Genomic DNA, 13,185 nt, shown 5'->3' on the forward strand with positions numbered 1-13,185 from the left:
TAAGAACTTTATAAAAACACGCTATCTCTGATTAACCACAGTATAGAAAACCTGGGCTATCCCAGAAGGTCGATTCTGCTATCTTTAATTCCACAAGGACGAACGCACTGCCGGGATGGCAGTGATCAGGAAGATACCGCTAGGGATTGCAATCACGGATAGAGTTGTCGGCGAAGGATCGCTGGTCAGGGATGAGCAACCGCAATGGACAGCGGCAGGGATGAACGAAGACTAGGACGCCAGGATGGCGCTAGGGTGCTGTGGCGGTCAGGACAGGATGTCCTGACCGCCCGATTTTTTTTGGGGCACGCGAAATTTTGCGGTACCCGCTTCACTCCCTCATCCCCGGTACAGCCCGATTGCAGACTTCTTCTGCATTATCAGTCAGCGGCTGTGATAACGCTCTGCCAGTAAACCAACACCGACAAAAGCCCCCACTACCACACTCAGAAACATCCCCGATGACAGGGTGCGTAAATAGCTGTCGAGCACCGGCGTCAGCCACACCGACAATGCGCCATAGCCAAAGGTACACAACGCAATAAAGACCCCGACACGCACCCAGATGGGATGTGGACGCACTAACCGGCGTACCAGATCGTTAATCGTATCGCCAAAAATAACCAACAGGGTTGCTACCAGCGCCAACGCGATATCGTCCGTGTGTGGCCGGACATGGCTGGCGAGGGTCTGAATCAGGGTCATGCAGGTTCTCCGTCAGGTGAATAAATCTGTCTGCTGAAAGCAAAGCAGACAGGCATGACCTTAGCGCGGAAGAACAGCCTGTTCCATTTCTGTTACGAATAAAAACTGAACGTTAACTAAACAGCATGGTGTTCTGTCACGGTTGTGCCATTCTGGAAATGTGCAGTAAAGGAAACAACAAGGAACTGCGATCATGAATGAATCCCCGCATCGCCTGGGCCAGCTGCTGCTGCAGCGACAGGAAATAACAGAACAACAGCTGCAACAGGCTCTGAGTTATCAGGCACAGAATCCCTGCCAGATTGGTCAGGCGTTAATTCAGCTGGGATTTATTGATGAACGAACCCTGCGCAACGTCTTACGTCGCCAGCGCTGGCTGAAGCCTTGCGCCGCCTGCTTTGCGCTGATCGCACCCTTTTCGATGACCTGGGCAGATGAAGATAAAGAAGCCGCGTTCAGCAGCGACTGGCTGGAAGCCAGTCACTGGGATCTGGTTGATGATGAGCGTGTAACTGAACATTCGTCATCGGTTGATCTGATGAAGTTTGTCGCACTGACCGCCTGGGATATTTATCAGGGCGAACCAGTGCCCGGCGAAGTGCGTTATAACGTCAGCCAAACCAACAATAAAGGCTACAGCCTGGAATTATCGATGCGCTTCTGAATTCCGCCACGCCCGAAAGGCATAAAAAAAGCCCGTCCATTGGACGGGCTTTTTAATTTGGTGCCGGCACCAAGAGTCGAACTCGGGACCTACTGATTACAAGTCAGTTGCTCTACCGACTGAGCTATACCGGCTAAGTGGGCGGGGATATTAATGTTCCGACCCTGCCGCGTCAACCGCTTTTTTGCTAAGCCCCTGAAAATTATCATTTTATCCCTGAAAGAGCGGCACCAGGGCAGAAACTGCTGCCGGATCATTAAATAATGCTCCTGTCTGCTGCGATTGCATGTGAAATTAGGCTGAACAGCGCTTAATAAAACTGTCACAATCTGTGGCGGAAATTTGCCGTAAAATCGGGGACCTTTATGAGCGGTGGCTATATTCTCGTTGTTGATGACGAGCCTGCAATTTGCGATATGATCCGTACCTGCCTAGAACTCGCCGGCTTCCGCGTGAAGCTTTCTGCCAATGGCCACCTGGCCCATCAGATGATCGTCAATGAGCGTCCGGATCTGGTAATTGCCGACTGGATGATGCCCATGCTGTCAGGTATTGAGCTGACCCGCCGGTTGAAGCGTGATGAGCTGACCGCCGATATTCCGGTCATTATGCTGACCGCCCGGGCCGATGAAGATGACCGCATCAGCGGCCTCGACAGTGGCGCCGATGATTATATTCTCAAGCCCTTCTCAACCCGCGAACTGGTCGCACGCATCCGTGCTGTACTGCGCCGCACCAACGCCCTGATTGATGATGTACCGGTAAAAGCCGGCAAGCTCAGCCTTGACCGTTCTTCCCAGAATGCCAGCATCAGCGGTCAGGCGATCTCTCTGGGACCGCTGGAATTCAAGCTGCTGGAATTTTTCATGCTGCATCCCAATCGCGTATACTCCCGCGCCCAATTGCTCGATCGGGTCTGGGGCGGCAATGTCTATATCGATGACCGCACGGTGGATGTGCATATCCGTCGTCTGCGCAAAGCGTTGTCGATCGATGATCAGGAACAGATGATTCAGACCGTACGCGGTGCCGGTTACCGTTTTTCTCCGTCCGATGAAGTAAAAAGCTAAGGGGAAGTGTGTGCAGCAAGCCGCATGGCAACGTGAATTTTTCCGCATTCTGGTCGTGGTTGGACTGGGTTTCGCACTTGGCTGGTCATCGGGCCATGCCATCTGGGGACTGATCCTCGGCCTGTTAACGGCGCAGGTTATGGCCTTCCGCGCGATGGCCAGTCTGTATCGCTGGAGTTACCGCCAGGGGCCTCCGCCACAGGACAGCGGCCTGATTGGTTACAGCGTGGATAAACTGATCCGCCGCGAAAAAAACCTGAAAAACAAACTGGCACAACAGGCCGTGCAACTGCAGCGGTATAATCAGGGTATTGAATCCCTGCATGATGGTGTTGTGATCATCGGTCAGGAAGGCTACATCACCAACTTCAACGGTTCGGCTTCCCGCCTGCTCGGTCTGCGTAAAGAAGACAGCGGCCAGCACATCACCAACTTAATCCGTAATCCACGTTTCACCCGTTATTTTAACGAAGGCGATTACAGCTCTTCTCTGCAGTTTGATGTCAGTCATCGTAAGCAATTCAGCCTGCAGATTCAGATCACCCAGTTTGGCCTCGACCAGAAAGTTATGCTGGTGAAAGACATCACCGAACGTAAGCGGGTAGAAACCATGCGGCAGAATTTTATTGCCGACGTTTCACATGAATTACGCACTCCGTTAACCGTCATTAATGGTTATCTGGAAATGTTGGGGGATATGGAGCTGCCCCCCAGCCTGCAAAAAGCCATCGGGCAGATGAACAGTCAGGGCCAGCGGATGAAGAGTCTGGTCAACGATCTGATTGAGCTGTCCAAGCTGGAAAGCGCCAACACAGAACAGCTGGGTGACTGGTTTAACCTGCAGCAGCTGGGTTACTCGGTGGTTGATCAGCTGCAGGCTTACAGTAATAACCGTATCGTCTTTAAATGCCCGCAGAAGATTGAAATTCAGGGCTTCAGCGATGAGATGAGTTCGGTACTGACCAATCTGCTGACCAATGCCATTAAATACGGTGGTGATGACAATATCGAATTTACCATCCGCTCAGGCTTTGACGGCGTTAAAGTCAGCATCAGTGATCATGGCCCGGGGATCCCGGCACAGCATATCAGCCGCCTGACCGAACGCTTTTACCGTATTGATGATTCGCGTGAATCGACCGTTGGCGGTTCCGGTCTGGGACTGGCCATCGTTAAACACGCGCTGGAGCATCACGACACCGTGCTGGATATCGAATCAACGCTGGGTAAGGGCAGCACGTTCAGCTTTATTATTTCATCCGACCGCAGCCGGGTGATGGAAAAAGACTGAGCGTTTAATGCTTTTCACTTTGAGTGAAGAGCGACCATAAAAAAAGCGCCTGAACGGCGCTTTTTTTGTTTCTGATTACTGTATTGATACAGCTATCAATCAGAATTTGTATTCCAGACCAGCACCGTAGTACTGAGCGTTTACGCTTTCGTCATCGGACTCTTCACTGGTGGCATAAACAAAAGTCTTGGCATTTTTAGCCAGCTTGTAATCTGCCCCCAGGCTGTAGCTCACACCACCTTCTTTCTTAATATCAGACGCGCCGTACTGAGCTTTTACCGTCACAGCAGAGGTTGCCTTGATTGCTGCAGATGCCATCCAGCCTTCTTCGGAGTTACCATCGGTGTCCAGGGTTTCCCACAGGGCACCCAGCTGCACCGCGCCCACTTTGTACTGACCAACAAAACGCTGAGCGTCGACTTTCTCGCCGTTCACTTCGTTGTCATAGGCATAGGCTACGTAAATATCGCCACGGGTATAGGCCAAAGATGCTGACAGGCCGTTGTTCACATCTTCATCTTCGGAGTTCAGGTGATCAACGGTTGCCACCAGACCGGCGAAAGATGGCGAGCTGTACTGCACGCTGTTCTTTGAACGGTTTTCGCTCTTGGAAATGATGTTTTTGATATCACCACGCAGATCGTTAAACAGATCGACTTTGTTCTGTGCACTCTTGAAAGGCGTATCAAACATACCGGCCTGAATACGACCAAAGCCACCCTCAAGACCAATAAAGGTATTGCGCTGAGACAGCGTAGAGTCGTACTCATATTTGTCCCCGGCATCGTCTTCGCCTTTCAGGGTTTTTGCACCGCTATCAGCAAATACTTCATATTCCACCTGATACACCGCTTTCAGGCCGTGCTCCAGCGCAATGGAGCCTTTTAACCCCAGACGGGAAGCATTGGAGTTCAGCTGAGAGAAGTTACCGGCGTTTTCTGGCTGCACAAATTCCTGAGTAACATTGAGCTTGCCATAGAACTCCGGCTTTTCAATTTCAAGATTAATGGTTTCAGCCTGAACCAGAACCGGAGAGGCGATAGCGAGAGATAAGGCGATTTTTTTCATAATGAGTACCTGAATAATGTCATACAGTGTTATGGCCCATTACCGGTAAGTGCCGTATCAGGCAACAGGCTGGCCGATAGGTGACAATTCTGTTTCAGTTACATTACAGAATTATGACATCGGCAGTATTTATTGCAGCCGGATGACAACTCCATGAATGTTTTATGAATATACCTCCCGGCTATCTGTCTAAGTTAAGCCCAGATACGCCACTTTGCTTTATTCAGGTGCACACTATTCTGGCTTTGGCCCACAAAAAAGCCCGCGCTGAGGCGGGCTTCGGTATTTTATCAGCGCACAAAGATCACTCTTTGTTCGCCTGCTCTTCTATTTCAGTCAGCGAGCTGTGACGCACGTCAGTACCCTTCACCAGATAAATCACCTGTTCTGAAATATTACGCGCATGGTCACCAATACGTTCAATGGCACGCAGAATCCACAGGATGTTGATTGCCTGACCGATAGAGCGCGGATCTTCCATCATATAAGTGATCAGTTCACGCAGAGCAGAAGCATACTGCTGGTCGACCAGTTTATCGTTGCGCACAACGTCAATGGCGCCGTCCACGTCGTGACGGGCGAAGGCATCCAGTGCACCGGAAATCATTTTCACAACTTCGGCGCCCATATAACGCAAGGCCTGCTGACACAGCTGGTTGCTGCTGTTATCGGCTACTTCCAGTGTATGAATGGCAATTTTGCTGGCTTCATCACCGATACGCTCAAGATCACGTACCACGCGGGATACGGCCAATACCATGCGCAGGTCAGAAGCGGCCGGCTGGCGACGCACCAGAATCTGTGTGCACTCGTGGTCGATGTTTACTTCCATCTTATCCACTTCGTCTTCACGGCGGATAACATCATCGGCCACACGGGTATCACCACTGCAGATTGCTTCGATGGCGTTTGCTACCTGACGCTCGACCAGACCACCCATACCCATCATATGGTTGCGGATCGCTTCCAGATCAGCGTTAAACTGTCCGGAAATATGCTGGTTAAAATTCATTTCCATTGTCGCGTCCCCTTACCCGAAACGGCCGGTGATATAGGCTTCTGTTAATGTGTGCTGAGGCGTCGTAAACACCTGATCGGTCGGGTTTACTTCAATCAGCTGACCAAGGTGGAAATACGCCGTACGCTGTGACACCCGCGCAGCCTGCTGCATAGAGTGGGTAACGATGGCGATGGTGTAATTCTCACGCAGTTCGTCGATCAGTTCTTCAATCTTAGCCGTTGCAATCGGATCCAGCGCTGAGCAGGGTTCATCCATCAGAATCACTTCCGGATCGACCGCAATAGTGCGGGCGATACACAGACGCTGCTGCTGACCACCGGACAAACCTGTACCGGGTGAGTGCAGACGATCTTTTACTTCATTCCATAAGCCGGCACGCTGCAGACTTTTTTCCACAATCTCGTCCAGATCAACACGCGAATGCGCCAGGCCATGAATGCGTGGGCCGTAAGCAACGTTGTCATAAATCGACTTAGGAAATGGGTTTGGCTTCTGGAACACCATACCAACCCGCGCACGTAAAGGCACGACATCCACTTTCGGATCGTAAATATTTTCACCGTCGAGCAGAATTTCACCACTGATACGGCAGATGTCGATGGTGTCATTCATACGGTTCAGACAACGCAGGAAGGTCGATTTACCACAACCGGACGGGCCGATCAGGGCAATCACTTCGTTGGCACCGATATCCAGGCTGACATCAAAAATGGCCTGTTTTTCACCGTAAAAAACGCCGACATCACGGGCCTTTAATTTCGGATTTTCACAAAAAGCGGCGCCATTGGTTTTGTGGTTTTCGATGATGCTCATAATCTCTTTAATCCAATCAAATCGTTAATGTGTCAGACCACTTACCAGCGGCGTTCCAGACGACGGCGCAGCATCACCGCGGCGGTATTCATCGTCACCAGGAAGCCCAGCAGCACCATAATGGCACCGGACGTACGCTCCATAAAGGCACGCTCAGGACTGTCTGACCAAAGGAAAATCTGTACCGGCAATACGGTGGACGGGTCATTAATAAAACCTGGCACATCAACCACAAAGGCCACCATACCGATCATCAGCAGCGGTGCCGTTTCACCCAATGCCTGAGCCATACCAATAATGGTACCGGTCAGCATGCCCGGCAATGCCAGCGGCAATACGTGGTGAAAGACCACCTGCATTTTCGAAGCACCCAGACCAAAGGCCGCTTCGCGGATGGATGGCGGTACGGCTTTAATCGCTGCACGACCGGAAATAATAATGGTCGGCAAAGTCATCAGCGTCAGCACCAGACCACCGACCAGCGGGGTGGAACGTGCCACACCGAAAATATTAATAAAAATAGCCAGACCGAGCAGACCAAAAGTAATGGATGGCACCGCTGCAAGGTTATTGATATTAATTTCAACAAACTCGGTAATTTTGTTACGCGGAGCAAATTCTTCCAGATAAATAGCCGCCGCCACACCAATCGGGAACGACAGCAGAAAGGTAACCAGCAAGGTCAGGAAGGTACCGGTAATAGCACCACGGATACCGGCCAGCTCAGGCTCACGCGAATCACCGTTAACAAAGAACAAGGTGTTGAACTGGGTCTTCAGCATGTCCTGATCAATCCACTGCTCAAGCCATTTCACCTGAGTTTCACTCATACGGTTATTATGAAGCTCGGTTCCACGGTCATGTTTGAACCACTGATCAACATCGTCATCCGCAATCAGGTTAACACTCAGCTTCTTGCCCAATAACGACGGGTCTGCAATCACCGCTTCCTGCAGCTGCCAGGCTGCACCGGCACTGATCATGCTGTACAGCTGGCGGCGCTCACCGCGCCCCTGCGGCTGCACCATAGCTTTGAAGTGCTGCTTAATCAGACCTTCGAAATCAGCATTACGGATTTCCTGGTCATCGGCTTTTTTGTTAATACCGAGAAAGTCTGCATCGATCAGAATTTCGGTCTGAATAACCGTCTGACGGAACGCCGACGCACCTTTATTGATGATGTCGCCAAACAATCCCACCAGACACAGCAGACCAAACAACACCGATGCCATACCGTACGTGCGGAAACGCTTTTCCGCCGCACGGCGGCGCACCATGCTTTTTTCAACTTTTTCGCGGGTACTTAAAGAGGTATTAGTCATATTGTTCCCGATATTTCTGTACTACTTTCAGGGCAACGAAGTTGAGCGCCAGCGTCACCAGGAACAGCACCAGTCCCAACGCGAAGGCCGCCAATGTTTTCGGTGAATCGAATTCCTGGTCACCCACCAGCAGGGTCACAATCTGCACGGTTACCGTCGTCACAGAATCCAGCGGATTCGCGGTCAGGTTAGCGGCCAGACCGGCTGCCATCGCCACAATCATGGTTTCACCAATGGCGCGCGATACCGCCAGCATAATGGCGCCGACAATACCGGGCAGGGCTGCCGGAATAACCACCTCTTTAACGGTTTCGCTCTTGGTTGCGCCCAGTCCGTAACTGCCATCACGCAGCGATTGTGGCACGGCGTTGATAACGTCATCGGACAACGAGGAAACAAAAGGAATAATCATAATGCCCATCACCAGACCCGCGGCCAGGGCACTTTCTGACGACACATCAAGCCCCAGGGTTGCTACCAGCCAGTTATCGCGAATGAAGGGGGCCACTGTTAAGGCAGCAAAGAAGCCGTACACCACAGTGGGAATACCGGCCAGAATTTCCAGCGCCGGTTTGGCGTACTGGCGGATAGCCGGAGTGGCGTATTCCGATAAATAAATCGCCGCCATCAGGCCAACAGGTACCGCAATCAGCATGGCGATCAGGGAGATCAGTAAAGTACCGGCAAACAGCGGTACCGCACCGAAACTGCCGGACGAGCCGGACTGGTCGGCGCGCAGGGCGACCTGAGGAGACCAGGTGGTGCCAAACAGGAATTCAAACGGGCTGACTTTGCCGAAGAACTGCCAGGCTTCATACAGCACAGAAGCAAGAATACCGAGGGTGGTCAGTACTGCCACACCGGAGCTGGCAAACAGCAGGCGGCGGACAATGCTCTCAACCTCGGTACGGGCACGCATATCGGCTTTAATGCGGCGCCAGGTTAAGGCAATACCCAGCAGCGCCAGCGCTAACACCATGCCGCTGTGTAACAGCAGGGTACGCTCCTGCAGCTCAATCAGATGACGCACCGCCGGCTCAAGCTCCGGTGCCGCACTGATACCTGAACCAATAGCCAGATTGTGCACCTTGCTGATGGCCAGCTGAATATCCGATGGACTGCCCTGCTGAATCGCTTCCGGCAACTGGGCGATCAGCAGATGATCAATAACCGGCGCTTCCGCCAGACTCCAGATCAGCAGCAGTAACAGTGGCGGCAGGCCCGTCCACAGGGCCATTAATGCACCGTAGTGAGTTGGCAGTGAGTGCAGGCGCATACCTTGGCTGGCAATTGCCCGGGCCCGGTTCCGTCCCAGCAGATAGGCTCCGCCGAGAAGAATAAGAACCGCAATGATCAAGCTACTGTAATTCATGGGTCATTGATCTTTAAGTGGTTGTGACATGCAAAAGCCGAGGCTTTGCCTCGGCTTTTGCCGCGTGTCTTCAGACCGCGCCTGCTGCTTACTTCGCGGCCAGCGGAGTCAGATTTTTTACAGTGTCCAGGATACGGGCACGCTCTTCATCCATCATCGGAATCATGCCTTTGTCTGCCAGGTATCCGTCTTCACCCATCGCACGCTCAGAGGTGAATTCAGCCAGATACTCTTCAATACCAGGGATTACGCCAACGTGTGCCTTCTTAACATAGAAGAACAGGGAGCGGCTGACCGGGTAAGAACCATCAGAAATCGCATCAAAGGTCGGCAGTTTACCGTCAACGGTAGAGCCCTGCACTTTGTCTGCGTTCTGTTCCAGGAAGCTGAAACCGAAGATGCCGAATGCGTCCGGGTTAGCGACCAGTTTCTGTACGATCAGGTTATCGTTTTCACCGGCTTCTACATAAGCGCCGTCTTCACGCAGACCGTGACATACCGCTTTGTATTTGTTCTTGTCTGAATCTTTCATCGCTTTGATGAACGGGAATGCTTTACAGCCACCTTCCATTGCCAGTTCTACGAAGGCATCACGGGTACCGGATGTTGGTGGTGGTCCCAGAACTTCGATTTTCTTCGCTGGCAGCGCAGGGTTTACGTCTTTCCAGGTTTTGTATGGGTTCTCAATCAGGGTATCGGAGCCGTCTTGAGCCGGAACCATTTTCGCCAGTGCCAGGAACATATCCTTACGGGTCAGTTCCATGTGTGGAGCCACAGCCGCATTGGCAAATGCAATGCCGTCATAGCCAATCATCACTTCAACAATCTCAGTTACACCGTTTTTGGCGCACAGTTCAATTTCAGAAGATTTGATCGCGCGGGAAGCGTTGGTGATATCCGGAGTCGCATCACCCACACCGGAACAGAACAGCTTCAGACCACCACCAGAGCCGGTGGACTCAACTTTTGGAGTACGGAAATTGGTCGACTTACCAAAACGCTCAGCCACAACGGTAGAGAACGGGTAAACAGTGGAGGAACCCACAATGCTGATGTAATCACGTTCAGCGTGAGCCGTAACACTTACGACGGAGGCCAGCAGTGCGGCGCCGGCTAACAGAGCTTTTTTCATCGTTGCTTCCTTTTGTATTCCGGTTGTTACCAATCCGGGAACAGCGTTGGCTATTGGATGAACGTGATTATTGGAGCGCAATGTTACAGAAATATGACATGCAGGCAATTTATTACAACACCATGACAGTTGTGTGACACAGGAATCGGGCTGCAAGCCGCATGTTCTGTGGGTATAATGCGCCGCCCGGGTCATCCCGACCCGTGTTCCGCCGCCAATAATAAGAGCCCCTGATGACTCAAATGTTGCTGAATTCCCTGTTGCAGCTGAACCGGTTAACCCGGCTTATCGGCGAATCCGTACGCTGGCTGTCGCTACTGATGGTTATCTTTTCCTGTCTGGTGGTGGTTCTGCGCTACAGCTTCAGCATTCCGTCCATCGCCCTGCAGGAAGCGGTGATGTACCTGCACGCCTCACTCTTTATGCTCGGTGCCGCCTATACCTGGCAGCAAGGCGGCCATGTGCGGGTGGACGTGTTTTACCGCAACTGGAGCGCGCAGCGTCAGGCCTGGGTCGACCGTCTCGGCATTGTGCTGCTGGTACTGCCGGTCTGTCTGTTTATGCTCTGGGTCAGCTGGGATTACGTGGCCAGCGCCTGGGCTATTGGCGAGAAGTCACCCGAAGCCGGTGGCCTGCCCTTTGTTTACCTGCTCAAGAGCCTGATTGTTGCCCTGCCGCTGCTGATTATTCTGCAGGCGCTGGCCGAGCTGGCCAACACCTTCGTGCCGCATCCGGATGCCGATAAAAACGCGGAGGTGGAAAAACACTATGGCTGAGTTAATGCCGCTGCTGTTATTCGCGCTGGTCTGCATCGTGCTGATGTGTGGCTTCCCCGTGGCCTTTACCCTGGCCGGCACCTCGTTGCTGTTTGCCGGCATTGGTGTATTAACCGGTACGCTGGATGATGCCTTCCTGCACGCGCTGCCGAACCGTATGTTCGGCATTCTCAGCAACCAGATTCTGATCGCCGTACCGCTGTTTGTGTTTATGGGCGTGATGCTGGAGAAATCGCGTATCGCCGAACGTCTGCTGCGCAACATGGGCCTGTTGTTCGGCCCGGTACGCGGCGGCCTGGGATTCTCGGTGGTGATTGTTGGCATGCTGATGGCGGCCAGCACCGGCATTATCGGTGCCACCGTAGTGACCATGGGCCTGATCTCACTGCCGACCATGTTGCGTCAGGGTTACAGCCCGGCACTGGCAACCGGCAATATCTGCGCAACCGGCACCCTCGGGCAGATTATTCCGCCATCCACTGCACTGATTATTCTGGGCGATGTGCTGTCCAGCTCATACCAGCAGGCACAGCTGAAAATGGGGATTTTCAGCCCGGAAACCATTTCTGTGGCCGATCTGTTTGTTGGTGCGCTGATTCCCGGACTGATGCTGGTTGCCGCTTACCTGCTGTACATCGGTCTGGTGGCGCTGTTCCGCCCACAGGCTGCACCGGCCGTCAGTGACCGGCCACCGCTGGATACTGCTTTTGTGCTCGAATTACTCAAGGGCCTGCTGCCGCCATTAGCACTGATCATCGCCGTACTGGGCTCGATTCTGACCGGTATTGCCACGCCGACCGAAGCCGCCGGTATCGGTGCCGGTGGCGCCCTGCTGCTGGCCATAGCCTACCGCGAGTTTGATATTGCGCGCTTAAAAGAAGTGATGGATGCCACCCTGCAGGTCACCAGTATGGTGTTCCTGATTTTTATCGGCGCTGCGCTGTTCTCGCTGGTATTCCGCGGTTTTGGTGGCGAAGAGCTGGTGCATTCGGCCTTTACCAGCCTGCCCGGCGGCGTGTTCAGCGCCATGCTGATTGTGATGCTGGTGATCTTCCTGCTCGGCTTTATTCTCGACTTTATCGAGATCACCTTTGTGGTGGTGCCTATTGTTGCACCGGTACTGCTGATGATGGGGGTCGATCCGGTCTGGCTGGGCATTATGATTGCCATCAACCTGCAGACCTCATTCCTCACGCCGCCCTTTGGCTTTGCCCTGTTTTACCTGCGCGGTGTGGCACCGAAGGAAATTGCCACCCGCACCATTTATCGCGGTGTAATGCCTTTTATTGCCATCCAGCTGTTGATCCTGCTGTTGCTGGCCATCTTTCCACAACTGGCGACCTGGTTGCCGGAGCAGCTCTATGGCTGATCCGGCCTGCCGCTAAAGTCGTATTGGCAGCGGATGTGCTGGAGGCAGAAAACCAGTACACTCCGCACAAAATAATTCCAACCAGGTAGAACCCCATGAACCCGAAAGAGGACGCCGTCGATCATCCACGCGGAGACTCCCTCGAAGAAGCACGCGAAGACTGTGAACCCACCCCGGAAGGTGAGCTGACCCTGCGTCTGATTCCGACCCGCAGTGAGACCAATGTGCACGGTGATATCAGTGGTGGCTGGGTCGTCGCGCAGATGGACCACGCCGCCGAAAGTGTTGCCAGCCGTCTGGCTCAGGGCCGCATTGCCAATGTGGCACTGGAGTCGGTGGTGTTTATGTCGCCCATCCGCGTGGGAGCCGCCGTATGCTTTTACACCCGCCTGCTGGATATCGGCACTTCCTCTATCCGCATCGCTATCGAGGTGTGGACGCAAAATCCGAATGAGGTTGAGCGCCGTAAAGTGGTTGATGCAGTGTTTGTCTATGTTGCGATCGACGAAACCGGGCGTATCCGCCGCGTTCCGCGCTGAGAAACGCTGAAAGAGCAGGAGCCGGACGGCTCCTGCGGTCTGT

The 13,185-nt window shown here is 53.1% G+C and carries 13 protein-coding genes and 1 tRNA gene; 6 read left to right on the top strand and 8 right to left on the bottom strand.

Annotated elements, in window-relative coordinates:
• Window positions 1–384: 384 nt before the first annotated feature.
• Window positions 385–705 (bottom strand): DUF3392 family protein, encoded by a 321-nt coding sequence (locus tag HUF19_RS17750; protein ID WP_225691213.1) that lies wholly within the window; start codon window positions 703–705, stop codon window positions 385–387.
• Between the two features lie 193 nt (window positions 706–898).
• On the opposite strand from HUF19_RS17750, the gene HUF19_RS17755 reads away from it, so the two are divergent.
• Entirely contained in the window at window positions 899–1,369 is a 471-nt protein-coding gene (locus HUF19_RS17755) for a cyclic di-GMP-binding domain-containing protein, MshE-related (RefSeq protein ID WP_260997825.1), read from the top strand.
• A 58-nt stretch (window positions 1,370–1,427) separates the two neighbouring features.
• Here HUF19_RS17755 and HUF19_RS17760 read toward each other — a convergent pair.
• Window positions 1,428–1,503 (bottom strand) — tRNA-Thr (locus HUF19_RS17760).
• A 231-nt stretch (window positions 1,504–1,734) separates the two neighbouring features.
• Between HUF19_RS17760 and phoB the strand changes: the two genes are divergently transcribed.
• Entirely contained in the window at window positions 1,735–2,439 is a 705-nt protein-coding gene (gene phoB / locus HUF19_RS17765) for a phosphate regulon transcriptional regulator PhoB (protein WP_260997826.1), read from the top strand.
• Window positions 2,440–2,449: 10 nt separating this feature from the next.
• Window positions 2,450–3,730: a phosphate regulon sensor histidine kinase PhoR gene (gene phoR, locus HUF19_RS17770; protein ID WP_260997827.1), complete on the top strand. Its 1,281-nt coding sequence runs from the start codon at window positions 2,450–2,452 to the stop codon at window positions 3,728–3,730.
• A gap of 99 nt (window positions 3,731–3,829) precedes the next feature.
• Here the strand turns inward: phoR and HUF19_RS17775 are convergent, their stop codons facing one another.
• The 6 genes from HUF19_RS17775 to HUF19_RS17800 all read right to left on the bottom strand — a co-directional run bounded on the left by HUF19_RS17775 (window position 3,830) and on the right by HUF19_RS17800 (window position 10,458).
• Complete coding sequence (locus HUF19_RS17775; RefSeq protein WP_260997828.1) at window positions 3,830–4,798, bottom strand: porin; 969 nt, start codon at window positions 4,796–4,798, stop codon at window positions 3,830–3,832.
• A 304-nt stretch (window positions 4,799–5,102) separates the two neighbouring features.
• Window positions 5,103–5,816, bottom strand: a complete 714-nt coding sequence (phoU, locus tag HUF19_RS17780) for a phosphate signaling complex protein PhoU (protein ID WP_260997829.1) — start codon at window positions 5,814–5,816, stop codon at window positions 5,103–5,105.
• A gap of 12 nt (window positions 5,817–5,828) precedes the next feature.
• Entirely contained in the window at window positions 5,829–6,632 is an 804-nt protein-coding gene (gene pstB / locus HUF19_RS17785) for a phosphate ABC transporter ATP-binding protein PstB (RefSeq protein WP_145467507.1), read from the bottom strand.
• Window positions 6,633–6,673: 41 nt separating this feature from the next.
• A complete protein-coding gene (gene pstA, locus HUF19_RS17790; RefSeq protein ID WP_230332196.1) occupies window positions 6,674–7,954 on the bottom strand; it encodes a phosphate ABC transporter permease PstA in 1,281 nt (426 codons plus the stop codon).
• Window positions 7,947–9,326, bottom strand: a complete 1,380-nt coding sequence (pstC, locus tag HUF19_RS17795) for a phosphate ABC transporter permease subunit PstC (protein WP_260997830.1) — start codon at window positions 9,324–9,326, stop codon at window positions 7,947–7,949. Before pstC ends, pstA begins: the two co-directional genes overlap by 8 nt.
• Before the next feature lie 88 nt (window positions 9,327–9,414).
• Window positions 9,415–10,458 carry a PstS family phosphate ABC transporter substrate-binding protein gene (locus HUF19_RS17800; RefSeq protein ID WP_260997831.1) on the bottom strand — a complete coding sequence of 348 codons (1,044 nt, stop codon included), beginning with the start codon at window positions 10,456–10,458 and terminating at the stop codon, window positions 9,415–9,417.
• A 233-nt stretch (window positions 10,459–10,691) separates the two neighbouring features.
• Between HUF19_RS17800 and HUF19_RS17805 the strand changes: the two genes are divergently transcribed.
• The 3 genes from HUF19_RS17805 (at window position 10,692) to HUF19_RS17815 (ending at window position 13,142) form a co-directional block, all read left to right on the top strand.
• Window positions 10,692–11,234 carry a TRAP transporter small permease subunit gene (locus HUF19_RS17805; protein WP_260997832.1) on the top strand — a complete coding sequence of 181 codons (543 nt, stop codon included), beginning with the start codon at window positions 10,692–10,694 and terminating at the stop codon, window positions 11,232–11,234.
• On the top strand, window positions 11,227–12,603 hold the full coding sequence (locus HUF19_RS17810; RefSeq protein ID WP_260997833.1) for a TRAP transporter large permease: 1,377 nt from the start codon (window positions 11,227–11,229) through the stop codon (window positions 12,601–12,603). Before HUF19_RS17805 ends, HUF19_RS17810 begins: the two co-directional genes overlap by 8 nt.
• Before the next feature lie 95 nt (window positions 12,604–12,698).
• Window positions 12,699–13,142 carry an acyl-CoA thioesterase gene (locus HUF19_RS17815; protein ID WP_260997834.1) on the top strand — a complete coding sequence of 148 codons (444 nt, stop codon included), beginning with the start codon at window positions 12,699–12,701 and terminating at the stop codon, window positions 13,140–13,142.
• Window positions 13,143–13,185: the final 43 nt, after the last annotated feature.

This window comes from Thalassolituus hydrocarboniclasticus (genome assembly GCF_025345565.1).
Lineage (GTDB): Bacteria > Pseudomonadota > Gammaproteobacteria > Pseudomonadales > Oceanobacteraceae > Venatoribacter > Venatoribacter hydrocarboniclasticus.

What these genes read in the sequence shown, in the direction of transcription:
- HUF19_RS17810 (WP_260997833.1), top strand. Translation starts at nt 11,227, where the DNA reads ATGGCTGAGTTAATGCCGCTGCTGTTATTCGCGCTGGTCTGCATCGTG.
- HUF19_RS17755 (WP_260997825.1), top strand. Translation starts at nt 899, where the DNA reads ATGAATGAATCCCCGCATCGCCTGGGCCAGCTGCTGCTGCAGCGACAG.
- phoU (WP_260997829.1), bottom strand. Translation starts at nt 5,816, where the DNA reads ATGGAAATGAATTTTAACCAGCATATTTCCGGACAGTTTAACGCTGAT.
- HUF19_RS17750 (WP_225691213.1), bottom strand. Translation starts at nt 705, where the DNA reads ATGACCCTGATTCAGACCCTCGCCAGCCATGTCCGGCCACACACGGAC.
- HUF19_RS17805 (WP_260997832.1), top strand. Translation starts at nt 10,692, where the DNA reads ATGACTCAAATGTTGCTGAATTCCCTGTTGCAGCTGAACCGGTTAACC.
- pstB (WP_145467507.1), bottom strand. Translation starts at nt 6,632, where the DNA reads ATGAGCATCATCGAAAACCACAAAACCAATGGCGCCGCTTTTTGTGAA.
- phoB (WP_260997826.1), top strand. Translation starts at nt 1,735, where the DNA reads ATGAGCGGTGGCTATATTCTCGTTGTTGATGACGAGCCTGCAATTTGC.
- pstC (WP_260997830.1), bottom strand. Translation starts at nt 9,326, where the DNA reads ATGAATTACAGTAGCTTGATCATTGCGGTTCTTATTCTTCTCGGCGGA.
- pstA (WP_230332196.1), bottom strand. Translation starts at nt 7,954, where the DNA reads ATGACTAATACCTCTTTAAGTACCCGCGAAAAAGTTGAAAAAAGCATG.
- HUF19_RS17775 (WP_260997828.1), bottom strand. Translation starts at nt 4,798, where the DNA reads ATGAAAAAAATCGCCTTATCTCTCGCTATCGCCTCTCCGGTTCTGGTT.
- HUF19_RS17800 (WP_260997831.1), bottom strand. Translation starts at nt 10,458, where the DNA reads ATGAAAAAAGCTCTGTTAGCCGGCGCCGCACTGCTGGCCTCCGTCGTA.
- HUF19_RS17815 (WP_260997834.1), top strand. Translation starts at nt 12,699, where the DNA reads ATGAACCCGAAAGAGGACGCCGTCGATCATCCACGCGGAGACTCCCTC.